At 36.6% G+C, this 26,065-nt stretch carries 22 protein-coding genes; 5 read left to right on the top strand and 17 right to left on the bottom strand.

Translation table 11 applies throughout. The annotated features are described in order from the left end of the window. Position 1 precedes the first annotated feature (1 nt). The 7 genes from LKW28_RS00830 to LKW28_RS00800 all read right to left on the bottom strand — a co-directional run bounded on the left by LKW28_RS00830 (position 2) and on the right by LKW28_RS00800 (position 8,667). Positions 2–1,444: a bifunctional 2-methylcitrate dehydratase/aconitate hydratase gene (locus LKW28_RS00830; RefSeq protein ID WP_229138442.1), complete on the bottom strand. Its 1,443-nt coding sequence runs from the start codon at positions 1,442–1,444 to the stop codon at positions 2–4. A 23-nt stretch (positions 1,445–1,467) separates the two neighbouring features. Next, positions 1,468–2,973, bottom strand: coding sequence for a tripartite tricarboxylate transporter permease (locus LKW28_RS00825; RefSeq protein ID WP_229138441.1), 1,506 nt, complete (start codon positions 2,971–2,973; stop codon positions 1,468–1,470). Between the two features lie 15 nt (positions 2,974–2,988). Continuing rightward, positions 2,989–3,438 (bottom strand): tripartite tricarboxylate transporter TctB family protein, encoded by a 450-nt coding sequence (locus tag LKW28_RS00820; protein WP_229138440.1) that lies wholly within the window; start codon positions 3,436–3,438, stop codon positions 2,989–2,991. Positions 3,439–3,502: 64 nt separating this feature from the next. After that, positions 3,503–4,546 (bottom strand): tripartite tricarboxylate transporter substrate binding protein, encoded by a 1,044-nt coding sequence (locus tag LKW28_RS00815; protein WP_229138439.1) that lies wholly within the window; start codon positions 4,544–4,546, stop codon positions 3,503–3,505. 251 nt (positions 4,547–4,797) lie between these two features. Beyond that, positions 4,798–5,475, bottom strand: a complete 678-nt coding sequence (locus LKW28_RS00810) for a response regulator (RefSeq protein WP_229138438.1) — start codon at positions 5,473–5,475, stop codon at positions 4,798–4,800. Positions 5,476–5,487: 12 nt separating this feature from the next. Then, complete coding sequence (locus tag LKW28_RS00805; RefSeq protein WP_229138437.1) at positions 5,488–7,077, bottom strand: ATP-binding protein; 1,590 nt, start codon at positions 7,075–7,077, stop codon at positions 5,488–5,490. A 726-nt stretch (positions 7,078–7,803) separates the two neighbouring features. Continuing rightward, positions 7,804–8,667 (bottom strand): LysR family transcriptional regulator, encoded by an 864-nt coding sequence (locus LKW28_RS00800; RefSeq protein WP_229138436.1) that lies wholly within the window; start codon positions 8,665–8,667, stop codon positions 7,804–7,806. A gap of 150 nt (positions 8,668–8,817) precedes the next feature. On the opposite strand from LKW28_RS00800, the gene LKW28_RS00795 reads away from it, so the two are divergent. Further along, the gene (locus tag LKW28_RS00795) at positions 8,818–9,960 is read left to right on the top strand and encodes an MFS transporter (protein WP_229138435.1); all 1,143 of its coding nucleotides are present in this window, start codon (positions 8,818–8,820) and stop codon (positions 9,958–9,960) included. Positions 9,961–10,000: 40 nt separating this feature from the next. Here LKW28_RS00795 and LKW28_RS00790 read toward each other — a convergent pair whose 3' ends face one another. Further along, the gene (locus LKW28_RS00790) at positions 10,001–11,422 is read right to left on the bottom strand and encodes an aldehyde dehydrogenase family protein (RefSeq protein ID WP_229138434.1); all 1,422 of its coding nucleotides are present in this window, start codon (positions 11,420–11,422) and stop codon (positions 10,001–10,003) included. A gap of 144 nt (positions 11,423–11,566) precedes the next feature. Between LKW28_RS00790 and LKW28_RS00785 the strand changes: the two genes are divergently transcribed. Then, positions 11,567–13,672 carry a transglycosylase domain-containing protein gene (locus LKW28_RS00785; protein ID WP_420708782.1) on the top strand — a complete coding sequence of 702 codons (2,106 nt, stop codon included), beginning with the start codon at positions 11,567–11,569 and terminating at the stop codon, positions 13,670–13,672. 31 nt (positions 13,673–13,703) lie between these two features. Here LKW28_RS00785 and LKW28_RS00780 read toward each other — a convergent pair whose 3' ends face one another. The 3 genes from LKW28_RS00780 to LKW28_RS00770 all read right to left on the bottom strand — a co-directional run bounded on the left by LKW28_RS00780 (position 13,704) and on the right by LKW28_RS00770 (position 15,688). Next, positions 13,704–14,330: an NUDIX hydrolase gene (locus LKW28_RS00780; protein ID WP_229138433.1), complete on the bottom strand. Its 627-nt coding sequence runs from the start codon at positions 14,328–14,330 to the stop codon at positions 13,704–13,706. Positions 14,331–14,340: 10 nt separating this feature from the next. Then, positions 14,341–14,610, bottom strand: a complete 270-nt coding sequence (locus tag LKW28_RS00775) for a hypothetical protein (RefSeq protein ID WP_229138432.1) — start codon at positions 14,608–14,610, stop codon at positions 14,341–14,343. 109 nt (positions 14,611–14,719) lie between these two features. Further along, complete coding sequence (locus LKW28_RS00770) at positions 14,720–15,688, bottom strand: rhodanese-related sulfurtransferase (RefSeq protein WP_229138431.1); 969 nt, start codon at positions 15,686–15,688, stop codon at positions 14,720–14,722. Between the two features lie 229 nt (positions 15,689–15,917). Between LKW28_RS00770 and LKW28_RS00765 the strand changes: the two genes are divergently transcribed. Together LKW28_RS00765 and LKW28_RS00760 are read left to right on the top strand one after the other, a co-directional pair. Beyond that, a complete protein-coding gene (locus LKW28_RS00765; protein WP_229138430.1) occupies positions 15,918–16,733 on the top strand; it encodes a bifunctional hydroxymethylpyrimidine kinase/phosphomethylpyrimidine kinase in 816 nt (271 codons plus the stop codon). A gap of 174 nt (positions 16,734–16,907) precedes the next feature. Then, positions 16,908–17,153 carry a helix-turn-helix domain-containing protein gene (locus tag LKW28_RS00760; RefSeq protein ID WP_229138429.1) on the top strand — a complete coding sequence of 82 codons (246 nt, stop codon included), beginning with the start codon at positions 16,908–16,910 and terminating at the stop codon, positions 17,151–17,153. A gap of 51 nt (positions 17,154–17,204) precedes the next feature. Here the strand turns inward: LKW28_RS00760 and LKW28_RS00755 are convergent, their stop codons facing one another. The 6 genes from LKW28_RS00755 to LKW28_RS00730 form a co-directional block, all read right to left on the bottom strand. After that, the gene (locus tag LKW28_RS00755; protein ID WP_229138428.1) at positions 17,205–18,698 is read right to left on the bottom strand and encodes a tagaturonate epimerase family protein; all 1,494 of its coding nucleotides are present in this window, start codon (positions 18,696–18,698) and stop codon (positions 17,205–17,207) included. A gap of 77 nt (positions 18,699–18,775) precedes the next feature. After that, complete coding sequence (locus LKW28_RS00750) at positions 18,776–19,420, bottom strand: hypothetical protein (protein WP_229138427.1); 645 nt, start codon at positions 19,418–19,420, stop codon at positions 18,776–18,778. 179 nt (positions 19,421–19,599) lie between these two features. Then, positions 19,600–20,313 (bottom strand): sugar phosphate isomerase/epimerase, encoded by a 714-nt coding sequence (locus tag LKW28_RS00745; protein ID WP_324254992.1) that lies wholly within the window; start codon positions 20,311–20,313, stop codon positions 19,600–19,602. Between the two features lie 27 nt (positions 20,314–20,340). Beyond that, positions 20,341–21,000, bottom strand: a complete 660-nt coding sequence (locus tag LKW28_RS00740; protein ID WP_229138426.1) for a YesL family protein — start codon at positions 20,998–21,000, stop codon at positions 20,341–20,343. Positions 21,001–21,030: 30 nt separating this feature from the next. After that, positions 21,031–22,323: a Gfo/Idh/MocA family protein gene (locus LKW28_RS00735; protein ID WP_229138425.1), complete on the bottom strand. Its 1,293-nt coding sequence runs from the start codon at positions 22,321–22,323 to the stop codon at positions 21,031–21,033. A gap of 3 nt (positions 22,324–22,326) precedes the next feature. After that, on the bottom strand, positions 22,327–23,442 hold the full coding sequence (locus LKW28_RS00730) for a glycoside hydrolase family 88/105 protein (RefSeq protein WP_267497817.1): 1,116 nt from the start codon (positions 23,440–23,442) through the stop codon (positions 22,327–22,329). A gap of 297 nt (positions 23,443–23,739) precedes the next feature. Between LKW28_RS00730 and LKW28_RS00725 the strand changes: the two genes are divergently transcribed. Further along, on the top strand, positions 23,740–26,043 hold the full coding sequence (locus LKW28_RS00725; protein WP_229138424.1) for a helix-turn-helix domain-containing protein: 2,304 nt from the start codon (positions 23,740–23,742) through the stop codon (positions 26,041–26,043). Positions 26,044–26,065: the final 22 nt, after the last annotated feature.

Genomic DNA, 26,065 nt, shown 5'->3' with positions numbered 1-26,065 from the left:
TTTAGATCACTAATTTCGCCATAAAATCATTCACATTCGTCTGCGAAAGTTTTTTTAGGTCTTTACATAATTCATAGATTTCATTCACTTGCTTTTGCGGAAACCGTGTTTCTAGATTTTCTACAAACTTTCTTTTTAATAATGGAATCCCTTCATCACGTCTGAAACGGTGCCCAAGAGGATATTCTCTTTCGACATTTGCAGTAGATGTTCCATCCTTGAAGAAAATTTGAATCGAATTCGCAATTGATCTCTTACTTGGGTCTAAGTAATCTTCACTATATTGTTTGTTTTCAACTACTTCCATTTTATCGCGTAAGGAATCTACTCTTGGATCCCTAGCAGTTTCATCTTCATAGTGATCCGCATTAATTGTTCCATATAATAAACCAATCGCTGTAATATATTGGAGACAATGATCTCGGTCAGCCGGATTATGCAATGGACCCGTTTTATCAATAATACGAATGGCTGATTCATGTGTTGTAATGACAATTTTATAAATGTCATCTAGTCGATTCATAATTTGCGGGTATAGTTCAACCGCACATTCTGCTGCTGTTTGGCCATGGAATTCAGCAGGATAAGAAATTTTAAATAGAATATTTTCAATTACATACGACTGTAAAGGTCTTTCCAATGTAATTTCCTCACCACCGAATAGAACATCTTGGAATCCCCAATTCGGTGCCGTAAGCGCTGTTTTATATCCCATTTCCCCATTCACTGCCATTAATGCAAGACGAACTGCACGACTTGTTGCATCTCCAGCAGCCCATGATTTACGAGAACCAGTATTAGGAAAATGACGATATGTGCGTAAGCTTGAATTATCAATCCATGCATTTGATAATGCATTCATGACTTCTTCTTTTGTTCCACCAAGCATTGCCGCAGCAACAGCAGCAGATGCAATTTTCACAAATAGAACATGATCTAAACCTTTACGATTTAAACTGTTCGTTAAAGCAAGAACACCTTGGATTTCATGAGCTTTTACAATCGCTTCTAGAACTGTTGCAATCTTAAGAGGCTCGTTTCCTTCAGCAATTTGCTTTCGGCTCATATAGTCTGCTACCGCTAGAATTGCACCTAAGTTATCTGATGGATGTCCCCATTCAGCCGCTAACCATGTGTCATTGTAATCCAACCAACGAATTGCGCAGCCGATATTAAAAGCTGCATGGACTGGATCTAATTCGAATTGAGTTCCAGGGACCCTACTTCCATTTGGAACTACTGTACCCGGTACGATTGGGCCCAAATGTTTCGTACACTCCGGATATCTAAGAGCTAAAAATCCACATCCTAGAGTATCCATCAGCACATACTTCGCAGTTTCAATTGCTAGTTCACTTTCAATCGGCTGATTTAACACATACTCAGCAATTTTTTCAATAATTTCGTCTGTCTTTATATTAGGATTTGTTTTAATATCTAGCATGATCTCTTCCTACCTTTCATTGTTTATACGTCAATTGTTGTATCTATTTTGTTTTTCTTTTTTCTGCTACGAAAGAATGGAACAATAAATGAGAGTGCAGCAATAAGTAAAAGCGCACATGAAATTGGTTTTTCAATAAAAATGAGTAAACTTCCATCAGAAATTGTTAAAGCCTGTCTGAGTGATTGTTCCATCATGCCACCTAGTATAAAAGCTAATAACATGGGTGCTGCTGGGAATTTAAAATATGCCATAAAATAACCTAGGATTCCGAAAATAACTAATAAAAATAAATCAAACGTCCTGAAGCTTATTCCATAAACACCGATTATACAAAAGATCACTACCAATGAAATAAGCATTGGACGTGGAATTTTCAATATTTTAGAGATATATGGGATTAATGGCAGATTCAGAATTAAGAGAATCACATTCCCGATATACATACTTGCAATTACACCCCAAAACACATCTGGGTGATCATTCATTAAAAGCGGGCCGGGTTGTACGCCCAATACAATTAACGCACCTAGCATGACAGCTGTTGTTCCTGACCCAGGTATCCCTAAACTTAATAGAGGTACGAAAGCACCGCTTGAGGCACCATTATTCGCAGCTTCAGGTGCTGCTAATCCAACAATGGATCCCTTACCAAATTCATGAGGTTTTTTTGAGAGCTTCTTTTCAGAAATATATCCTAAGAAGGATGCAATTGTTCCTCCCGCACCAGGTAAAACACCGATCAAAAAGCCCATTACGGACTGTCGTCCCATTGGAGCAGCCAATTCTTTATATTCTTGCTTCGACAAACGAAGACTTCCAAGTTTACTAGAATAATTCCCACTTTCTTTTCGTTCAAAAATAAGTGAACTAACCTCAGCTAAAGCAAATAACCCCAAAGCAATAACTAGAAAATCAATTCCTTCTAGTAAATTAACATTTCCAAATGTAAATCGTGTCGTACCAGTTTGGCCATCAATACCAATAGTTGCAACAATAAATCCAATAGTTGCAGAAATTAAAGCTTTTACTGTTGAGCCGTCTGCGAAGCTCGATACTGTCATCAGCCCCATAAGCATTAATGCAAAATATTCCGCAGGTCCAAATGAGATCGCTACATTTGCTAGTAAAGGAGCAAAGAGTGTTAATAGAACAACACTTATTGTTCCTCCAACAAACGAGGCAATCGCTGCGATGGCCAGCGCCTTACCTGCCTTACCTTGTTTCGCTAGAGGATACCCGTCAAAGGTTGTGGGTACGGACATTGATTCACCAGGAGCATTTAGTAGAATTGATGATGCAGCACCACCATATGCCGCCCCGTAATATACCCCAGCCATTAACAGTAACGCCATAGCTGGATCCATACCATAGGTAATTGGTATCATAACAGCAATCGCTGTGATTGGACCTAAACCTGGGATCATTCCAATTAAAGTCCCAATTACCGCACCTAAGAATACAAAGGTCAAACCTTGTAAACTTAACGCAACTTTAAAACCAGTTATAATTCCATCAAAAACGTCCATTGTGCTTCCCCCTTTTTAAAAAGGCAATATACCTTGTGGTAATGAGATTTGTAAGAATTTGCTAAATAAAAAATAGATTGCTAGAGGGATTGCTAGAGAAACGATTAAAATGCCTTTCCACTTTTTGTATCCCAAAAACCATGTGTTTCCAAAAATAAAGATTGCAGTTGTAATAATGAACCCTAAAAATTCAAGTAGAATGATAAATAGGAGTACAAAACCTAAAACCGTGAGGATTACTCTCTTTTCACCAGTTGGAATTTTTGTCTTACCTTGTGAATGATTGTCCTTTTGAAAAAAAAGTAGAATTGAAAGCAATAGTAATATAAAACCTAATGCAATAGGCACTGCATCTGAATCAACTGGAACATAAGGATATGCCGGTAAGCGGAAAGCTAATACTAAATAACCTATTGATACGAACGCCAGAATGAGTGATATTTTCTTATTTACAGTATTTAACATAAGTGCACCACCTTTTTTAAAAGGAGCCAATGAGTTTTTCCATCGGCTCCCTGAATGACAAATCTTATTTTCCTAAACCAAGTTCATCAAGAAGCGCTTTCATAGAATCTCTTTCTTCACTTAGGAACTTTTTGTATTCTTCGTGATTCATGTACATTGGAGCCCATCCATATTGTTTACGAATTTCTGCCCATGCTTGTGAATCACTCAATTCTTTAAATTTCTCTTCATAGTATTTCACTGCAGCCGGATCCATTTCTGGTGGTCCGAAGAAACCTCTCCAGTTTACAAAAGTTGCGTCAATTCCTTGCTCTAAGACAGTTGGGAAGTCTCCTAACACTTCACCTTCTAGACGTTCTTCAGAAGTAACACCTAGTACCTTAATTTTCCCTGCTTTAACCTGTTCAACAGTTTCAGCTACCCCTGTTGAGAAAACTTGTACACTTCCATTTAGAAGTTGTGTTAACGCTCCGCCATCCTGGTCAGAAACATATTTAATTTTTGTAATATCTACTCCTGCTGCCTTTGCAACCTTAATAAATTGGATATGGTCCATACTTCCTGGTGAAGAAGCTCCAACTACTGAAACGCTTGAAGGATCTTTCTTCATATCTTCAAATAATTCATTAAGATTATTCCACTTAGCATCTGCACGAACAGCAATCGCAGCATAATCAGCGATTACGTTTGCAAGTGGCGTGAAATCCTCAAAATCAAATTCGGATTGACCATTAAGTGGAACTAATAACATTGGTGGTGAAGTTACGAATAGGTTATAAGGACTATCCTTTTGTGAATGGATGTATGCCCAAGCAACTGCGCCTCCACCTCCAGGCTTATTAACTACCCCTAGCCCTTGCTCAATAATCTTTTCATCTTCAAAAACTTTTGCAGCCATACGTGCAGTTGTATCCCAACCGCCACCTGCTCCGGCTGGAGCCACAATTTCAATGGCTTTTTCAGGCGCCCAGCTTTCCGCAGCTTCATTATCTCCAGATTTTTCTGGCTCATTTCCTTTTTCACCCGAGTTATTTGATGTTGAGCTGTTGGAACAAGCTGCTACAAATAACACTAAAAGGATCGAAAGAATTGAAAGTATTTTCTTCATAAAAATCCCCCTTCTCTTTTTAATAAGTATTAAAGGTTATCCAATTCCTTTAATATAGAAATCATATCTGACATCTTCAAATTTGTAACCGTTTCCAATTTAATGAATTTAACATATTTTTTGAACATTAAGTTCATTTTGTTCACGATTACTTCATAATTGTCCATTACTCTTAAAACTGAAAAAGAACCTGAGGAGTTTCCCCTAGGTTCTTTGTGTTCATTCAACGTTTTTTATACCTTTGTACTAAATCACGAGAGAAGCCGATACTTTCTCTCTGGTCTGCCTACGATTCCATATTCTAATTCCGCCGTAGCCCCTCCAGTTGAGATGATATATTCTAAATACCGTCTAGCCGTTGTTCTAGAAGCACCCATTCTTTCACCCATCTCTTCTGCGGAAATACCTTCTACAACCGTTTTCATAATTTCGATTACTTTTTGCAGGGTTAAGGGATCGATACCTTTTGGCATACCCTCATTATGTTTAACCGTTTGTGCGGAGTGCCCGAAAACTGAATCTATTACATGTTGATTAACCTCAGATTCAACATCTAATAACTCTCTTCGCTTTTTATAATTTTCAAGTGTTGAAATAAATCGATCAAGTGTTACGGGTTTTATGATATAGTCGATAACTCCATTTCGTAAGGATCGTTCAACCAATTCTTTTTCCGTAGCTGCCGTAATCATGATGACATCTATATGCGGAAAATCTCTTCTAATAATAGGCAGTAAATCAGTTCCAAGTTGATCCTGCATATAAATGTCGAGGAGCAATAATTCTACATTTTCTTTTGCTAGTAGCTTAAGAGTTTCTTCTCCCGTCAATGTTTTACCTACTACTTGAACACCTTCGATTTTCATCAGAAATCTTTCATGAATCGATGCAACTCGGAAATCATCTTCTGCAATTGCAACTCTAATCACATTATTCACCCCTTAGCCAACATTTTTCATTTCCTTAGGAATAAAGATTGAAAAAACGGCTCCTCCACCATTCCCGTTATTTATTTCAATTGTCCCATTTAATTCAGTCACAACTTGCTTAACACTCGCTAAACCAAATCCCCGATTTTTTCCGTCTTTGGTCGAAAATCCTTTTGAAAAAATATTAGGCTGTTTTACAAAATCGATGCCATTTCCTGTATCTGCCACCTCAAAAACAATGTCATTGCCAATATCAGTTGTGAAAAAAGCTACCTCTTTTTTACCATTGTTTTTCATTACTTCTTCAAATGCGTTGTCAATAATATTTCCTAAAATCGTAATTAACTTAGATAAGTCAACATGTTTTGGAAGCGGTTTTAAAAAACTATTCGGATCGATTGTAAAGTTAATTTTATGCTCAGAAGCTTTCCCGATCTTACCGAGCAATATAGCTTGTACTTTATGATCAAGTATCTGTTCGAATAGAATTCTGCTTTGAATTTGGTGATTAGAGGATTCCAATTGAATAAACTCGATTGCCTCCTGATATTCACCTAACTGCAGTAAACCTGATAGCGCATACAACTTATTTGTAAATTCATGTGTTTGTGCACGTAAGTCCTCAGAATACTTTCGAACTTCCGATAGAGTATTGACCATTTTCGTAATTTCTGTTTTATCTCTAAAACTTGCAACTACTCCTACAATTCTATCTTTTTCAATAATCGGTGTCCTGTTTACAATGACAACTCTGTCCTTTAGAAGCATTTCCTGATCGCTTTCGAGCAATCCTGAATGTAAAACCCGATACATCTCAGTGTTTGGAACCACATCTTCAATAGGTTGATTAATAGAGTCATCTGTAATGCCGAGAAAATTTTTTGCAGTATTGTTTGTTAATGTTATTTTACCATATTCATCAACAGCGATTATCCCTTCTTTTATGGAATATAAAATGGCATTTCGCTCTCTATATAAGGAAGCAATTTGATGCGGCTCGAGCCCTAAAATATCTTTACGGATATTTTTTGCTAGGAGGACCCCTCCACCAATTCCAAGTAACAACACGAAAAAGGCAATCATGCTATATTTAATTAATCGGTTTGAGATGACTGCGCGTATATCTTCTTGCATGAATCCTACCGATACAATACCAATGATATTGCCTTCTTTATCAAAAACGGGTGCTTTTCCTCGTAAAGAAGGGCCTAAGGAGCCAATAGCCTTGGATGTATAATACTCACCATCTATTAAAGCTTCATCATTATCTCCGCCAACCATCTTTTTTCCTATTTTCCATTCTTGCGGATGGGAGTAACGAATGCTATCCTTATTTCCTACAATGATAAATTCTGCCCCTACTTCTTCGCGTATTTGTTCAACTATAGGTTGGATAATTTCTGAGGGATCTTCCAAATCAAATGCTTCTTGAATGTCTGGCATAAAAGAAACCGTAGTGGCGACCTGTAAAGCTAGCTGGCCCATATTATGCTCGGTTTGTTTTGACTCAAAATACGAAAAGATAACCGTTAAAAAAACAATAACAAATAATAGTAATGATATGATCAGTACAAGAAGTTTTGTTTGTAAAGTAACTCTCATGATGGATACATTCCCTTCTACCATCAATATAATAGGACCTTAATACCCATTTTATGCTGAATAGTCAGAATTAATCAAGAACATTGATAAACTATTTTTGAGATAAAAAATACCCTTTATGAATAAAAGGGTGTTAAACTGGTAACGGGTTCCGTTTCCTGTCGCAAAACCCGAAAATGTAGCCCATTTTGTACTGCTTCTTGTATCTGTTTTTGCAATTAAAAATAAGGTGGCTCAGTTCACCGAGCCATTTTTGATTGGAAAAGAGGTTAGGGGGGCAGCTTACGCACCGGATTTTAAAAAAATAGAGTGAGAAATTCCTCTTAATTTGTAAATAGGCTAAAAAATAGCGTAAATAAGAGGAGAAATTTCCCCTATTGACTCAAGTAACGTAAAAATTGGGGATTTTTCTTTGCATAAGCGGAAAATTTCCCCCTATAAACCCCGAAAAGAGCTCTAGTCTGTATTTAACGGAAATATCTCCGCTTATTTTAAATATCACTGGGTATTCAATTAAGGATAGGATTTCTTATGTTTCTAAGCACTTTTGTAAGATAAAATGTATGCCAAATTGGCACTCATTTTATCTTACATTTTTAATGTTTTGATAGTTAACAGGAACCCGTTATTAAACTGGGCTTCTATTTTATTTATGTAGTACCATTTAAAGGACAGCCATTCCATTAGAGCTAAATTACTGCGATGAATTCGCTCGCAGCTCTTCTGTCAAAACTGCTTTAAGCTTTTAATAAATGTGACAAATGCTTGTATAACATTTAATTCGAGTGCCTCATCATGGTAAAACATCCAAGTTTTACGAAGGAGTGGCAACCCATCTTGATCTTTCAGATTAATTTTATATATTCCTTCCATATCATTTAATATCATTCCTGGCATAATCGCATATCCTAACCCATTCGCCACCATTTCCTTACAGGTATCAACCTGATCCACCTCCATCGTAATCATCGGTGGTTTTGAGAAGTTCTCTGACCACCAATTATCAACGAGGGATTTTAGTAAATTATCAGTTTTGTAATCGATTCTTGGCAAATACGGAAGTTCTTCCACATTGACTTCGTTTTTTGAGGCAATACACAGTTGCTCCTCAAATAATAGCTGTTTTTGCCCTTGCCAATGATAATCTCCGCGTACAAATGCAATGTGCACATCCTTTTTATATAAGGCATTAAACATATCTCTGCTCCACCCGGTTGTAACCTGAAATTCAACATTGGGATACTGATTTTTAAAAAGCCTCAATAGCTTGGGAAGCTTATACTTTGTAAAATAACTAGAAACACCAAACTTAATCGTTCCTGCAACTTGATTGTCCATATTTGATATATTTTCTTTTATTTCTTGTAGTGTTCGAACCATCTCTTCTGCACACTTTGCCAGATATTCTCCTTGTGGTGTGAAATGGACTCCTCTTCTGCCTCTGTTAATAATTTTTGTACCAAATTCCTTTTCAATTTGTTGTATTCGGTTTGTAAGTGCTGGTTGAGAAAGATATAAGCTTTGAGCTGTTTTTGTAATATTTTTGTTTTCAAATAAAAACTTTAAGATTTCCCAATCCTGACTTCTCATAATATTCCCCTTAATTAGATATTGATTTTGATTATGGCTAACTATCAAAATACAGTATTTTACTTATATGTATCAGTATACTATATTTTTAATAAACGGCTTCTAAAGTATCGTTAATTTTTAAATTAACAGAGTGAGAGGGTAATCCAAATGGTTGTAAATGTTATTTTGTTAATCATTTTATTTTTTCAAACCGTAATGAATATGACTAGGGCGATTATCTCTTTGTATGCTACAGATATGGGTGCTTCAACATTCGATGTCGGGATGTTGACGGCTGTATATGCATTTTTCCCATTAATATTTGCGATTTATGCTGGAAGGGTTGCCGATAAGATTGGGGATCGATTACCAGTTATAATAGGACTGTTAGGGGTTGCAACTGGTTTGGCGATACCCTATTTCTTCCCGACCTTGTTTTCATTGTATATTTCTCAATTAATTGTAGGTGTCTCAACTATTTTCATAACGGTATCACTTCAAAATCTTTTAGGAAACATCTCTAATGAAAATAACCGGGACCGTTATTATAGTTATTTTGGAATGGCGGTTGCTTTTGGCTCTATGATTGGACCGGTAATTGCAGGCTACATGGGAGAGCATATTTCATATTCATCAGTATTCTTTGTCTCGATTTTTATCATTATCGTTCCGTTAGTAATGGCGGTTTTTATTCCAGTTATTAAGAGAAACAAAGATATTAAAAAGGTTAGCCTAAATGCATCAGTAAGCTTATTAAAAATCCCAATTTTACGTAAGGCATTAATTGCCAGTGCTCTGGTTTTATATTCCAAGGATATTTTCATTGCTTATTTTCCTCTCTTTGCAAAGCAGTATGGTATTTCTACATCCATGATTGGTTGGATTATCGCAGTTCAAGGCTTTGCAATTATATTTGTTCGATTTTTTTTACCAGCACTGACACTAAGATTTGGAAGGGACAGTGTATTAATTGCTTCCGTCTTTATGGCAGGAATTTCATTCTTATTAGTACCGTTTACCGGTAATGTGATTTTATTAGGTGCCTTAAGTGCCATCATGGGACTTGGACTCGGATGCGGCCAACCACTTTCAATGACAACTACCTATAATGCATCACCAAAATCTAGAACAGGTGAGGTTCTCGGATTACGGCTTGCTTCTAATCGATTGTCACAGTTGATTGCCCCAGTCTTTTTTGGTTTAGTAGGCTCTTGGGCTGGTATTTTTTCTGTTTTTTTTATTAGTGGTACGTTTTTAATTGGCGGTTTATTTGCTCTTAAGCCTGAAAAGAAAAGGAAACTAGTCTCATAGAATGTCAAAGCCTACAGTGTTAGCTGTAGGCTTTTTCCATTTATAGTTTAAATGATACAAATTTTAACTCAGTCATTTCCTCAGTAGAATATTTTATCCCTTCTTTGCCAACACCACTGTTTTTAACCCCACCATATGGCATATTATCTACTCTAAAGGTTGGAATATCATTAATTATAACTCCTCCCACCTCTAATCGATCGGCAGCTTCAAATGCCTTTTGAATATTTGTGGTGTAGACTCCCGCCTGTAAGCCATATTCGGAAGTATTTACAAGCTTAATAGCCTCATCCCATGATTTATAGGAATTAACAGACACAATCGGTCCGAATGCTTCATTACAGGAAACAGCTAGATTTTCAGCGGTATTCACTAATATCGTCGGCTGAAAAACAGAGCCTTCCCGCTTTCCACCGTGAACAACGATTGCTCCAGCTTCTTTAGCTTCTTTTACCCAGTCTTCAATTCGAACAGTTTCGTTTGGATGGATCAGAGCTGACATGTCTGTCTCCTCTGATTTTGGATCTCCAAGAACTAATCTGCTGGTGTAGTATTTTATTTTTTTGATAAAGTCTTCATATAATTCTTCGTTCACGTATACACGTTGAACAGAAATACAAACTTGGCCTGCAAAATTGAATGCTCCTTCTGCACAACGAGCAGCTACTGCATCCAGATCATCTGCACTATCAATAATAACAGCAGCATTGGAACCTAATTCCAATGTCACACGCTTAAGTCCCGCTTTTTCTTTAATTCGTGTTCCGACTGGTACACTTCCTGTGAAAGTAACCATTTTCACACGATGATCCTGAACAAGATGATCTCCTATGATCCTGCCCTTACCTGTTACTACATTAAGAGCTCCTTTTGGTAAGCCAGCTTCATCAAATAATTTAGCCGTCATAATGGCACTTAGGGGTGTTTGTGAAGCAGGCTTTAATACGACTGTATTACCTGCCGCAAAGGCTGGTCCAAGCTTATGCGCCACTAAATTAAAAGGAAAATTAAAGGGTGTGATAGCGGCAATAACACCGAGTGGATCTCTTTTGGTATAGCCAAATCGACCTTTCCCGCTTTTTGCGGCATCAAGTGGTACCGTTTCCCCGTGAAGTCGCTTAGCTTCCTCTGCTGCAAATTTATACGTTTCAGCAGTTCTGATGATTTCGGCTCTTGCAGCTTTTAATGGTTTTGCATTTTCTGCTGCTAGAATGAGAGCACATTCTTCTAATCTTTCGGTAAACAGGTCTGACACTTTTTCAAGGATTTGAGCGCGTTCGAATGTCGTTAAATTTCTCATGGTTTGTGTTGCTTGTTGCGCACTTTCAATTGCTTTCTCTACTTGTTCTTTCGTGGCTAATGGGATCATAGCGATTAATTCTTGATTATAGGGTGATCGTAATTCCTCGTGCTCGAACCCTTCCTCCCATTTTCCGTTAATAAATAATTTTTGTTTGTCCATCTATATAACCCTCCCGTCAACTCTATAATTTAATCATACTTTTTAAAAAGGCTTTTCACTACACATAAATTATATTATATTACTCATATCCTAAAAACTGTTATACAATATAAGTTCAGTATTCTAACGAATGGAGAAACAAGTATGAGGGGTTTATTTGAAAAAATAATGCCGTATATAAAACGAGTCTGGGATTCTATTAAACGATTTTGGCGTGAAAAGCATCTCACGAAAATTATATTGCTGACTATGTTAGTTTTTATTTTAGTATCGATGCTTTTCTTTGCTTTCATGGCAAGTCAAGCAAACGTTCAGTCACTGAAGGATGGTTTGCGGCAAGCAACTGTTATTTATGATAAAGACGATGCTGTTGCAACAAATATTGTGACCAATCGAACGGAAGGTGTATTAGTTGAAGAGCTTCCTGACCATGTAAAAAATGCAGTCGTTGCAATTGAGGATGAACGCTTTTATAGCCATAATGGCTTTGATGTAAAAGGAATCATGCGTGCCTTTTTCAATAATCTATTTGCAGGAAGAATTACAGGTGGAGGCAGTACAATTACTCAGCAGCTGACAAAAAATGCACTACTCTCACCTGAACAAACTTATAAGCGGAAAATTGAGGAGCTCTTTTTAGCATTAGAAATTGAAAAGCATTATTCCAAGGATGAAATACTGCAAATGTATTTGAATCAGGTATTCTTTGGAAATGGTTCATGGGGAATTAGCCAAGCCTCAAAAAAATATTTTAATAAAAATATTGAAAATGTAACGATAAGTGAGGCTGCAATGTTGGCTGGAGTTCTACAATCGCCTTCAGCATTAAATCCGTATAAAAATTATGACGGAGCTACTAAACGAAGAAATACTGTACTACTAAAAATGCATGAATTAAACATGATTTCTGATGAAGAATATGCCCAAGCAAAAAATGAAGAAATCAAGCTTGAGGATGGTGGCGGCAGTTATATTGAAAGGAGCTATCCTTATTATGTAGATGCCGTTCTTGATGAAGCCATTAAAAAATATGGCCTCACACAAGAGGAAATCCTGACACGCGGGTACCGAATCTATACAGAAATGGATCAACATATTCAAACCTCTCTTGAAGCAGTTTATAAAAAGGATTACCTTTTTCCAAAAGGCAGAGATGTGCTCGTGCAAAGTGGCGCTGTTTTGCTGCATCCCGAAACTGGGGGAGTGCTTGGTTTAGTTGGAGGTCGCGGTGATCATGTATTCCGCGGTTTTAATCGTGCGACCCATTTGCAAGCACAGCCTGGTTCAACGATTAAACCATTAGCCGTATATACCCCTGCACTTGAAGAAGGCTATGAGGTCACCTCAGTACTAGTTGATGAACTGAAAACATATGGAGACTACACACCAGAGAATTTTTCAAAAACATACCAAGGTGAAGTAAAAATGTATGAGGCACTCGAGCATTCCCTAAATGCACCGACAGTTTGGCTGTTAGACCAAATTGGTATCGAAAAAGGACTTAATTCTTTACAGAGATTTGGTATTCCTTATACAGAAGAAGATAAATACCTTGGAATTGGACTTGGCGGCATGCATAAAGGGATTTCACCATTACAGCTTGCCGAGGCCTATTCTACATTTGCAAATGATGGAAAACGGGCAGATGGACATTTGATTTCAAAAATTGTTGGGCCAACTGGAAATGTGATTGCAGAACATAAGCATAAAACAACACGAGTTACTTCTAAGAAAGTAGCCGATGATATGACCTCCATGCTCTTAAATGTTGTTGAAACGGGTTCAGGTAAGGGAACGAAAATCCCCGGGGTTGAATTAGCTGGAAAAACAGGTTCCACACAACTTCCTTATGCAGGTATTAATGGGACAAAGGATCAATGGTTTGTAGGATATACTCCTAATTTCGTTGGCGCTGTTTGGTTAGGATATGATAAAACAGACAAAGACCATTATTTACGCGGAAGCAGCTCGGACTATATTGTTCCATTATTTAAGGGAATTATGGATGAAATGCTCCCAACTATGGATGTAGATTCCTTTGATGTCGTCTCGGTAAATGCGAAGCTTTCCGGACAAAGGAACAGCAAAACAATCACGAAAGAAGAAATAAAAGAAAAAGCCGAAAAAGTTGAAGAAGCATTAAAAGAAGAAAGTGCAAAATGGAAGCTTGTATTAGATGAGGCGAAAAAGGACATTAGGGATGTAAGTCATAGAGTGAAAGAAAAAATTCGTGGATTACTTGGAAACTAGATTTAAAATTTACAAAGTAACAAAAAAAGCCCTACTTAGGGCTTTTTCCAATGACCTCAATAAAATGTTTAAGGATTCCGGCTGTTAAGCCCCAAATTACACGGTCTTGGTAATAATAGAAGCATTCATCCATACCCTTTACCTGCCAATTGTAATTTTCTCCGCCAATGATATCGTTGAATGGAAAGTTTTCCTCTGGCTCCACATGAAATTTCACTTTAAATATCTGTGGTGGATTTGACAGAAAAAATGACAGGGGTACAGTAAACACCTCGCCAACTTCAGCTGGATTTGGCCGGATTTCATCAGGATTGTTTATCATACCAACAAATGGATAAATAATCGTACCAAACGGTGATACAAAATAATCCAGTGGACTTACATCTGTAATCCCATTTTCTTTTACGCCTAGCTCCTCCATCGTTTCCCTTATTGCAGTATGCTTTTCATCTTTATCAGTTGGGTCCATTTTTCCCCCGGGGAAGCAAATTTCACCTGGCTGCCTTCTTAGTTGGTTTGAACGAACCTCAAAAAGAATATGAACATCATTATCTTTTTTTATCAAAGGAAGAAGAATAGAAAAGCGTTTAAATTCACCAAGGCCTAATATGGATGGAGTTCGATTTTGGACAACATTGACAATTTTATCGATTTCCAAAAGTCTCACCTCATATTTGCTTTAAACCTTTAAAAGCATTCATAAATTTAATAGGATCTTCTTTTATCTGATAGGAGAATACTCCTTGATTTGTGTGGAGATATAAAAAGCTTGTTCGGTGGGATACATCATACACATTGTCTAGTTGAAATTCATTTGCAGAAGAAAGAATTCTGTCTTCGAACAATCGCAGTTGATGCTGTGTTTCGATATATTTTTGTTCATTCCACTCAATTTTTCTCAATATCACAATATACGGATGGGATGTAATAAATTTCACAGATTCTCTCCCTTCTATTACTATATTGTACCAGAAAATTGCCATTAAAGTGTTCCCAGAACATGAAATAAAAAACCACAGTGATTACTTTTCACTGTGGTTGTCTTGCTTATTGTTGAACCAATTCTTTTTCTAAAGCTTGTAATCGCTCAGCAACTTCTTCCTGTGTTAAACCATTTTCTTCAATATAACGGTTACGCGGGTGAACACGACATTCATGTGTGCAGCCTCTTAAATATTTATGCTCATTTTCTTCAGAACATAGAATTTGTTCATTACAATCAGGGTTCGCACAGTTTACATAGCGTTCACATGGTTCACCAGTAAAATGGTCTTTCCCTACAATTACGTGTTCCTTTTGGTTTACCGGAACGGCAATTCTTTCGTCGAATACATATAATTGACCATCCCAAAGGTCACCTTGTACCTCAGGATCTTTTCCGTAAGTGGCGATACCGCCATGAAGCTGGCCAACATCCTCGAAGCCTTCTCTTACTAGCCAGCCAGAAAATTTTTCACATCGAATACCGCCAGTACAGTAAGTTAAAATCTTTTTACCTTCTAACATATCTTTGTTTTCACGTACCCATTGTGGCAGGTCACGGAAGGTTTCAACATCTGGTCTAATAGCTCCTCTGAAATGTCCTAAATCAAATTCATACGTATTTCTGGCATCCAGAATGATTGTATTCTGATCCTGCATTTTTTCATAAAACTCTTGTGGGCTTAAATATTTACCAGTTAATTCAAGTGGATTAATATCGTCCTCAAGGCTTAGGTTTACTAGCTCAGGGCGAGGTCTAACATGCATTTTCTTAAAAGCATGTCCATCTGCCTCATCAATTTTAAAAGGCATAGTTGCAAAACGAGAATCATTTCTCATTTTTTCGATATACTTGTCAGTTTGTTCAATTGTACCGGAAACCGTTCCATTAATCCCTTCAGTCGCTACTAAAATACGACCTTTTAAACCAATTTCTTTACAGACAGCAAGATGCTCTGCTGCGAATTCTGCTGGATTTTCAATTGTTACATACTGATAATAAAGTAATACTCGATAAGGTTTTGTTTCTGCCATTATTTTTCGACCACCTATCATTAATATTTGCAAGATATGAATGTGTTTAGGATCGAATTACACTTTTTCTCTTACATCAAAGTATTGTATCAAATTATTTATTACTAAATCAAACATTTATACCTTCCTTATATTGTAAACTCGATATTTTTCGACAAGAATATATCTATTCTTGACATTTGATATATAATAATACATGTCAAACTTTTTTTAGATGGGGGTTTCAAACATGAGTTTACCAAAAGCGTTAACAATTGCAGGTTCCGATAGTAGTGGTGGAGCTGGGCTTCAAGCTGACATAAAGACTTTCCAGGAGTACGGGGTTTTTGGAATGTCTGCCTTAACTGTAATTGTTGCAATGGATCCGAATAATCGTTGGAATCACCAAGTATTTCCGGTTGAAAAAGATATCATCAAAGCTCAATTGGCAACAATTCTTGATGGTATTGGTGTAGATGCGGCAAAGACTGGTATGCTTCCAACTGTTGATATTATTGAAATTGCTGCGGATGCAGCAAAAAAACATAATTTACAAAAATTCGTAGTAGACCCTGTAATGGTATGTAAAGGGGAAGATGAAGTCATGTTCCCAGACCATGCGGTTGCAATTAGAGAACTTCTTACACCTATTGCTACGGTCATTACTCCGAATCTTTTTGAAGCAGGACAGTTAAGTGGCATCGGTTCTATTACGACTGTTGATCAAATGAAAGAAGCTGCTGTAAAGATTCATGACCTTGGTGCAAAACATGTACTTATTAAAGGTGGCGGAAAGTTAAAGCATGAAAAAGCAGTTGATGTTTTATATGACGGAAATGAACTAGAGATTCTTGAAGGTGACCGTTTTGAAACAACATTTACACACGGTGCTGGCTGCACATCCTCAGCAGCAATCGCGGCTGGACTTGCAAAAGGTTTAGATGTGAAGGAAGCGATCTATGAAGCGAAAAAATTCATCACAGCTGCCATTCGTCATTCTTTCCAGCTAAATGAATATGTTGGCCCAACCAATCATGCTGCACGCCGACTATACGGAGATAACTAATAAAATATTGAAAAGCTGTAGATATGTTCTACAGCTTTTCTAATCCATAGGCAATGAAAAACCTGCCTAGACGAATTTTATATATGATGGTAATATTGTGAATATCATAGAATAATAGATTTTTAAGTCTTTTGTATTCACTTGTAAAATGCCATAGGTAAGGAGTGTGTAAAAATGCCTGGGATTAACAAAGATATCGTTAAATTTTTACGCAAAAGAAACAACATGACTCAACGTGATTTTGCTAAAGCTGTAAATTGCAGCTTTGCACTAATTGCCCTTGTCGAAGTTGGCAAACGCAGAATTACAAGCAACCTAGAAACGAAAATCAAAGAGTCTTTTAACTTAGACGATCAACAAATATCATCCATTGCATCCATCGTACAAGAAGTTGCAAAGGGCGTACATCCTTATATGTAACAAAAAAGCAATTGGACATGCAGCATTTAACTGCACCAATTGCTTTTTTTATTATAGTTCTAATAATTCAACGTGCTTGCCAATGTGCTTAACTAGTCCTTGGCGGAATTCATTTTCTCTTTCATTTAATGTTTGGAAGAATTCATCTTTAAAAATAAAGTTTCCATCTTCATCTTTCGCTGTTAATAATATACCGTATGTTACATGAATAACTTGTCTTGCCGCATCATTATTCATATATTCAGGAAGATCAGCATCTGAAACGGTATCAAGAGGAACAATCGTACTCATATCTGGAGTAATATGATAATACTTTAATGCCTCATCTAAATGTTCTAGTGCATATGCATGCATTCTTCTGTAAAGGTCAGGGTGTACCTCCGCAATTACACGAACCGCTTCCAGCCAGTTTGTTCCAGCTGTTTTCACGTGAAGAACGCCGTTTGTATATTTTGCGATAATTGGGAACGCAGTAAATTTATCACTGCCAGAGTGGATACTGAGTTTATAGCCAAAGTATTCTGCAATTAGCGCATGTTCGCGTAATTCTTTTTCAAATTGTTCGATATCTCCAATATAGTCGATTCCTTTTTGGAATTCGCCACAGAATCTTGGAGCAAGGCTTGTAACAGTTACCCCTCGGTTTTGAAGTTCATTTGCGACAAAAAAATGGGCTGCTGGTGATGTAACTGTTTCGGTTTCGTCAATTGAAATTTCAAAATCGATAGCGCGATCTGCTTTTACAATATATGTGTCATGAATATGAACCATATAGTCCAAAGCCTTTCCGTATAACAATGCGAATTTCTTCACTACTTTTTCTTCAAATACGATGTTGAGGCCGTTTACATCGAATTCTTTATTTACATATAGTCCATTATAATGATTCTTCGTTTCTTTTGGAAGGCCATCAAATTCAGAGCTGATTTCGTCTTCTGTCAAGCCTTCTACACGGTTTTGAATATGATCTGAGCAGTCTAGAGTAAGCATTGACATACCAAGTGACAAGGCCATTTTAATATCTTCTTCTTCTTTTAAGTGGTCGCCATCCGCACCAAAACCACCAGTATACCCTTCTTGGAAAACCGCAAAGCTAGCAGCATCAATAACATCATTCATTGTACGATTTGTCAATGTTAATTCACGAATACTTTGTTGAGCAAGAATCGGTTTCACGTTATGATCTCGAACGGTTTCAATATGTCCTGGAGAAGCAAGTCCTAGACGGTCACCTAGACCCATCGTTGCAATTTTTGTACCGAAAGCTCTCGGAACCGTATAGTCAAAATGACGATTTAATACAAGACGGTTTTCATGTGTTAGTGGGCATGCTTTTCCATTTTCTGCAATCACTGTACCCTCTAGTTCATCAAATAAAGCACCTTCACCTAATGCAAGGATCCATTTTTGTTGTTGGTCTCTTATCATGACAAGGCTTACATTGTCATGCTGTGTTAAAGATTTTTCATATACTTTCACATCTCCCGCATAATCGGAAACGTTGTCGTTTTTTAATGCTTCAACTAGTTGTTTTAAATGTTCCATGGATATAGCCTCCTAATATTATTGCCACTCTATTAAAATAATTCCTAATATATCAAACTTGTTAATATAAATATAATTTAATTCATAAATAAAACATTAAAAAGTTCTTTTGTTTTATCTATTTTTTTAGAATTTACTGGCACTCCCATTACCATATCTGAATCATCTATTGCCTCATTAAATAGTGGTACTGCTGAAATGTCAATTCCAGTTGTTTGATGCTTGGAATCAAAAAATAATAATTCTTCATCAATCGGAAGACTACCATCTACCAATTCATTTTGACTATAAAAATATTGGTCACGATTCATCATTTCAAACTGTTTTCGATCAATAAATAAAACATCCAAAGCTCCTGTTGAGATTTCCCCAGTAACCTTTTGTAAAGCAGCCATTACCATACTGAAATCTGCAGCGTCTGGTGCATATGGGATAACCTGAATCGAAACTTCATGTGTTTTTCTTTCCTCATCCGAAAGAATTTCTTCATTTAGCTTTTGGGCGATTTTATTTATCTCATCAGAATCTACTAAATCGCCTAAAACAAAAATTGAAAGTGCTGGCTCCTTCTTTTCCCCCATATCGTTTACTAGAAAGACAGTCACGATGACCACTAATAAAAAAGCAAATAGGTAATATCTATAATACTCCCAAATATACTTTGCTTTTTCAGCAGTACTCATTTCCAAAAATAATTCTTTTACCTTTCCTTTTTCCCTCAAAGCCTTTACGTCCCTTCAGCAAGATGTGAATTTTGGGAAAATTACCCCATACTAAGCATTTTCATACTTTTCTTGTAAAAATGCAATACTATCATCTATAAAAGGTTCTGTCGTGCTTTCTAGGAGAAATTGGATATGCGGTTTTTTGGGCTTAATTAACTCCATGACTAAGTCATAGTTTAATAGTCCCCTTTACCTGGAGATGCAAACTTCAACTTTCCTTCTTCGATCACAAAATCTTTACAATGAACAATGATGATTCGATCTCCAAAAAGTTCAATCGCTTCCCTGAAAATTTCATCCTGATGATTGTAATTTTCTGCTGTTAATAAATTGACTGGGTCAAAGATGATTTGCAGATTATTTGAATCAACTTCATCTAATAATCGTTTTAATAGGATTGGGCTATATACAGGATGATTGACTCCCGCCTCAATCCCGACAATGACACCAAATTTTTCAGCTTCCTTAACAAGCTCCTTCACGCTTTCGATGACATCCACAAATGGTTTCTCTTGAAAATTATCTACCGTAAAACCCATTTTTGCATTGATATTGCCCGTTTCTGTTCCGATGACACTACAACCAAAATCCTTTGCAAAACGGATATGCTCCTTAAAACGTTCCAATACTTTTTCGCGTTCGACTAGGTCTGGATGTATCATATTAATATAGCAGCCTAGTACGGCTATTTCGACTTGTTTTTGTTGAAAAGCCTTGCCAATATATATTCCCAAACCAGGTGAAAGACTGCCCAAACCTGTATTAAGATCTGGAAACGATTTTGCCAATGCTAATTGCACAGATGATAATCCTTTATCCGCAATTATTTGAACCAGTTCATCCAAGGAACTTGCTTTTATATCATGAGCTCGAATACCTAGATTAATCATTTAAGCACCTCATCCCGTTCGTCATCTTCATCTAAAACTAGGTTCGCTCTTTTCTTGTTTTACTTCAATTTTTCCGTTTACTTTTTCTTCAATTCTTGCAAATACTTTTAAAGAAAGCCACATGATAAGGTAGGCTAGTACACTTGCACTTAAGAATGGAATAAGTGATGGGACATAGGTGAATCCGACATAAAGTATGATAATTCCTATCACCATAGCAAACGTTACTAGTGGGTAGGATAATCCATACATCACTGCGTGTTTCAAATAGGTTTTTATATTTCCATTAAAGTGGACATAGATTGGAAAAATATAAAGTAGTATGACAATAAAAACTGAACAAATCGCGATTAATGCATATCGAACTACAATATATACTGTGCTTGTGGTCGGGAGAAACACAAGGTCAACATAAAGAATATATCCTGTTGCAAAAAGGGTCAGTCCCAAGAGGTTGGATTTTAAAAATTCCTTTTTATACACACTCCAAAAAGTTGAGAAAACACGAATATCCTCTTCTCCCTTTATCCACTTTCTAGTTACTGCAAATAAGGCCACAGTTGCAGGTACAAATCCTGCAACAACTAAACCCATTGCTGTAAAAAGCAGCCATAACAAATTCAAATAAACTAAACGTGATATAGCTCCACACCAACGATAAAATGGACTATCCAATCCTCCTAGCATAAATCTGTCCCCTTTCTAATGCTGTTTTTCTTATATTTGTCCTTGATAACTATTTAATAATTTTTCAATGGAAATTGGTTTATGTTCATTGGCGGATTTCCAAACCGCTTCTCCAAGTGCGATAGAATAAGCTCCTGCTTCAGCACCTGCTAATATTTCATAATGGCGGCGCGGATCAATTCCTTGGTAAAGATCGTGAATTAATACAGGATCCCCTCCTCCATGACCACCCGCTGTTTTAACAACATGAATGATTTCCTTTGAGCCAAATAACGGATAAAAATCGATTGTTTGTTCAGGAACTTCAAATGGAACCCTGCTTGGTGCATGGAACTCTTGTGTTTCAATTCTTCCTTTTGTTCCATTAATGGCTAAGCGATAACCTTCGAACGGAGTTGAGAAATTAATGGAATAGCTTAATAGAGCACCTTTATTATATTTTACTGTCGCCGCATACGTATCCTCAATGTTAATCTCGGAATCAAAAATACAAGCATCTGGACGGTAATTGGTGTAGTTATTTTCCTTATGTTCACCCATTAAATGATCATCTTCCACTGCCTCTGAAAATTCACGAGGATTCCATCTTTGATAATAATCACAATTGTCTCTTACATGACAGGTGCCACAGTATCGGTTATCTGTTGTAGGATCTGGGTTAAGTTCTCCGTTAGGTCCATAATAATGTAATGCACCATGTGCAAAAACCTCTTCGGGATATTGATCAATCCACCAATTTACAAGATCAAAATGATGTGTTGACTTATGGATAGATAGCCCGCCCGAGAATTCCCGCTTCCGATTCCAACGCTTGAAGTAACTTGCACCATGATAGGTGTCAATATACCAATTTAAATCAACTGAAGTTACACGGCCGATTTTTCCTTCTAATACTAGCTCTTTAATTTTCCTGTGGTATGGACTATATCGATAATTAAACGCTACAGTTACTTTGCCATTACTAGCTTTCTCTGCTTCAATCACTCTTGCTGCATCGATAGCAGTTGTAACCATTGGCTTCTCGGTAATGACATCCACATCATGTTCGAGTGCTTTTAAAATATAATCTATATGTGTATTGTCACGGCTTACAACAATCATACAATCCGGCTTCGTTTCCCTAATCATTTGATCGATTTGATCGGGCTGGTATGATGGTGTATCTGCCAAGACAGTAAATTTTTCCTTACATAATTTAACCCGATACTCATCACTATCTAATAAACCGACAATCTCACTTTGCTTTGCGAACTTTTCTACTAATGGTGGAATAAACATTTTTAATGCCCGGTTACTTAATCCACAAACCGCATATCTTTTCATTTATTACTTAACCCCCAGATGTTCAGTTTGCAATTTCTCCATTTCCATACTTGCCATGATAAAAGCACCTGCACCATGTAAGTCATTATGGCTTCGCTCACGATTAATATAATAATCATATACTCCAATTGAAGTACCGACTACAATATCATCAATAATAAGGCTGCCTTCTTCAGTTTCTTGGATTTTATATTTGAGCAACCCTTCATACGCTTTGAGAGCATGTGCAGCAAATTCCTCACCCACATATTTTTTTGAAACGGCTTTTGCAATAACATACACAAATAGACTAGAAGCTGAAGTCTCAAGCCAATTGCCTTCATGGTCTCCTTTATCAATGACTTGATACCATAAGCAGGTCTTCTCATCCTGATATTTCACAATGTCACGAACATAATCTTGAATAAATGCAATCCACTCTTCCTTATGCGGATGACCTTCTGGTAAAATATCAATCATGTCAATAACAGCTAATCCATACCAGCCAAGTGCACGTCCCCAAATTTCTGGTGCTTTTCCATCTGGACGCGCCCATGGCTGAACGCACTTTTCATCCCAACCATGATAATATAGGCCTGTTGCTTCACTCTTTGTATACTTACGCATTAATTTTTCCTGATGAATGACCATTTCAATTAATTCGGGCTCATTGAAATCTTGTGCAAAGTGAAGAGCAAACGGTCCACCCATATATAAACCATCTAGCCACATTTGATATGGATACTTGTCCTTGTGCCAAAATCCGCCTTCACTTGTAAGATTTAATGTCATAAAGATATTGCGCAAACGACTAGCTGCTAATTCATATTTTTTAAGACCGGTAGCCTTATATAATGGGAACAGTAATAATCCTGCTTGAATGGAGTCTAATTCATCTCTCGCAAATAATAAGTTCCCATTTTCGTCGATATTATGATCAACATATGCCTTTAAATAATCAAAATATTTTTCTTCCCCAGTTTTGTTATACACTAATTCCATTCCACATAAAAATACGCCTTGGTGATAGTGCCATCTTCCACCTGGAGGAAGTTCTTCAGGAATAAATTTTTTCATGAGCGTATCGCAGGTTTTTTGTGCAAAATATAATGGTGATTTTTCAACTTTTGTGTTATTCAAGAACGAACACCCTTTCTCACAGTCTAATTTAGTAAAATTTGAAAACGATAACAACTCTCCTGTTTTCATAATAGGATATTCATATGATAATAACTATAATCATTTAATTTACTCTTAGCTGGGACCATTATCCATTGAGTTTATAAGGAATTTCCTAATATTATGAATACAATGTGACATAATGATTATTCAATTTATATAAAACTACATCTATAATAGAAGAACATTCAAATATTACAGAGATATTACAAGGATGATAATCATACCATCACATTTGACTAGATTTGGAGTGATTACATGAAATTCAAATTGCCAGGAAGTTTCTTCCATAGAATGATTTTATTTGTAAGTATTTTAGCCATTATACCGGTTATCATTGTCGGAATATTTTCATTCATTCGTTCTACTTCTGCTGTCGAAAATTATGTTGCCAAGGAAAAAGAGCATAGCGTGTACCAAATCCAAACAAATGTCGAGCAGGTTATTAAGTCAGTTGATCAGTCGTTAACTCAATTAGCATCTTCGTCAAAAATAATTGAATCCTTAAGGGAGCCACTTACAACGAGACAGTTCCAACTTTATAACCAGTTAAGGGACGACCTTAGTCATCAGCAAACATTTGATACTCGATTAACAGATGTTGCACTAATAAGTGTCCAAAACAACTGGCTTGTTAATAATTATGGATTGCAGCGACTTTCTGAACCTCAGCTTCAGGAACTTTCAGATCGGTACCTTTCCCTAAAGACAAGCTCAGTTTGGCTATTAGAAAAGAACACGAAGGACCCTTTGTATAAACAAGTAGCCTCTCGTGCTTGCGGGTATAATTTAAATTTGATTAAGAAAATACCGGTTGTCTCATCTAATAAAACAGGAATGATTATTGCAAATATACCGACATGTAGTTTTCGTGATATTTTACACAAGGACGATTCATTGGAAACATTTTATATTCTGGATGAAAATGAAAACGTTGTCCTCCATAATGATACAGGGAAAATTGGACAAGCCTTCGAATATCATGATGTCCTAAACGAAAACACATCGATTAAAAACGACTCTGGTCAATTCAACATTACATCAGACAATACAGATTATCTATTTACCTATCGAAAATCGTTTTACAATGGCTGGGTCTACGTCTCCATCGTTGAGCTAAATGAGTTAACAGCTCAGTCCAGGTCAATCGGATGGTTGACACTTGCCATTACCCTGTTGATTGCTGGAATTTCCTTATTATTAGCTTTGTTTGGGAGTAAGATTATCTATCAACCTATTAAACAACTGCAAAATGTGATTTTACACTCCATCACCAATAAAGAAGAACAAAAAGACAGGAATGAATTCGTCTTTATCGAAAATCACGTTAAAGACATGTTAAAGCAAAACGATATTTTAGAAAAATCATTGCAAAACCAAATTAATCAGCTAAAACAATTTTTCACACACCGGCTGTTATCTGGTAAGGTGACCGAAGAAGAACTTGAAGGCAGAATGCAATATTTTGGATATAATTTAGATTTTAATTGGCTTAGTGTTCTTACGGTTCAAATCGATAGTTTTGAAGGTACTTCCTACAAGTCAAAGGAAGAAGACGTATTGCTATTTGTGATCAATGGACTTGTTGAAGAACTAATCCCTAGTGATGAGCGAATGATACCAATCGTAAATAAGCAAACACAGGTTACCCTATTATTAAGCAATATTGACTCGAAAATTGAGTTTAATCAGTATGTGAACGATATTGCCGAGAAAATCCAGAAAAAGGTGAAAGAAGAATACAGTGTCCCAGTAAGTATTGGGGTAAGTGAGCCATTTAGAAATGTTCTAGAGACAAGAACTGGTTATAAAGAAAGTCTTGAAGCACTTAAATATACACTTAAATTCGGTACTGAATCGATTATCTTTTTTGAAAATCTTGAAATTGGAAAAGGATTGCATACCTATTTCCCTAAACGAATTGAAAATGAACTTTTCGATTCTATCAAGGTAAATGACAAAGAGAAAGTATATGACTTACTCAATGAGTTAATTGATGAAATCTTCTCTGAGGATTTAAATCATGTTCAATATCAAATTTCATTAGTACGTTTTTTAAGTGATTTAATTGAGTTGATGCACACTTTAGCAATTAACGTTTTGGATTTAGAGGACAATCGCCCGATTTTTGAAACGATATATGAACAGAAATCTAGGGAAGATGTGAAGGAATGGTTTATTACAGTGGTGATTGACCCGCTTCTTCAACAAATTGAGGACCGAGCTGAATCACAATATAAGTCTATTTCAGAAAACATTGTTCATATTATCCATGAAGAATTTGAATCTAATATTACACTGGACATGATTGCAAATAGACTTCATTATAACCCGAACTATTTGAGCAGTATTTTTAGAAAAGAAATGAACATTTCGTTTAGTGAATATCTATCCATGTATCGTATCAATATGGCAAAAAAATGGCTTGTTGAAACAGATATCTCTGTTAAAGATATCTCAGATAAATTGAACTTTAACAACTCCCAGAATTTCATTCGCTCCTTTAAAAAAATCGAAGGAACGACGCCTGGTAAATACCGTGAATCCGTAAGAGCCCAGTAGAATTAATTTGGGAACAGAAAAG

Source organism: Bacillus sp. REN16 (assembly GCF_020731355.1).
Lineage (GTDB): Bacteria > Bacillota > Bacilli > Bacillales > Bacillaceae_L > Ferdinandcohnia.
The sequence above is the reverse complement of the archived record's forward strand: the minus strand, read 5'-3'. Positions and strand labels throughout refer to the sequence as shown.

Coding starts and splice junctions, on each gene's coding strand:
- LKW28_RS00795 (WP_229138435.1), top strand. CDS start 8,818: ATGGTTGTAAATGTTATTTTGTTAATCATTTTATTTTTTCAAACCGTA.
- LKW28_RS00760 (WP_229138429.1), top strand. CDS start 16,908: ATGCCTGGGATTAACAAAGATATCGTTAAATTTTTACGCAAAAGAAAC.
- LKW28_RS00790 (WP_229138434.1), bottom strand. CDS start 11,422: ATGGACAAACAAAAATTATTTATTAACGGAAAATGGGAGGAAGGGTTC.
- LKW28_RS00825 (WP_229138441.1), bottom strand. CDS start 2,973: ATGGACGTTTTTGATGGAATTATAACTGGTTTTAAAGTTGCGTTAAGT.
- LKW28_RS00770 (WP_229138431.1), bottom strand. CDS start 15,688: ATGGCAGAAACAAAACCTTATCGAGTATTACTTTATTATCAGTATGTA.
- LKW28_RS00815 (WP_229138439.1), bottom strand. CDS start 4,546: ATGAAGAAAATACTTTCAATTCTTTCGATCCTTTTAGTGTTATTTGTA.
- LKW28_RS00830 (WP_229138442.1), bottom strand. CDS start 1,444: ATGCTAGATATTAAAACAAATCCTAATATAAAGACAGACGAAATTATT.
- LKW28_RS00735 (WP_229138425.1), bottom strand. CDS start 22,323: ATGAAAAGATATGCGGTTTGTGGATTAAGTAACCGGGCATTAAAAATG.
- LKW28_RS00805 (WP_229138437.1), bottom strand. CDS start 7,077: ATGAGAGTTACTTTACAAACAAAACTTCTTGTACTGATCATATCATTA.
- LKW28_RS00755 (WP_229138428.1), bottom strand. CDS start 18,698: ATGGAACATTTAAAACAACTAGTTGAAGCATTAAAAAACGACAACGTT.
- LKW28_RS00745 (WP_324254992.1), bottom strand. CDS start 20,313: ATGATTAATCTAGGTATTCGAGCTCATGATATAAAAGCAAGTTCCTTG.
- LKW28_RS00725 (WP_229138424.1), top strand. CDS start 23,740: ATGAAATTCAAATTGCCAGGAAGTTTCTTCCATAGAATGATTTTATTT.
- LKW28_RS00820 (WP_229138440.1), bottom strand. CDS start 3,438: ATGTTAAATACTGTAAATAAGAAAATATCACTCATTCTGGCGTTCGTA.
- LKW28_RS00765 (WP_229138430.1), top strand. CDS start 15,918: ATGAGTTTACCAAAAGCGTTAACAATTGCAGGTTCCGATAGTAGTGGT.
- LKW28_RS00800 (WP_229138436.1), bottom strand. CDS start 8,667: ATGAGAAGTCAGGATTGGGAAATCTTAAAGTTTTTATTTGAAAACAAA.
- LKW28_RS00740 (WP_229138426.1), bottom strand. CDS start 21,000: ATGCTAGGAGGATTGGATAGTCCATTTTATCGTTGGTGTGGAGCTATA.
- LKW28_RS00785 (WP_420708782.1), top strand. CDS start 11,567: ATGAGGGGTTTATTTGAAAAAATAATGCCGTATATAAAACGAGTCTGG.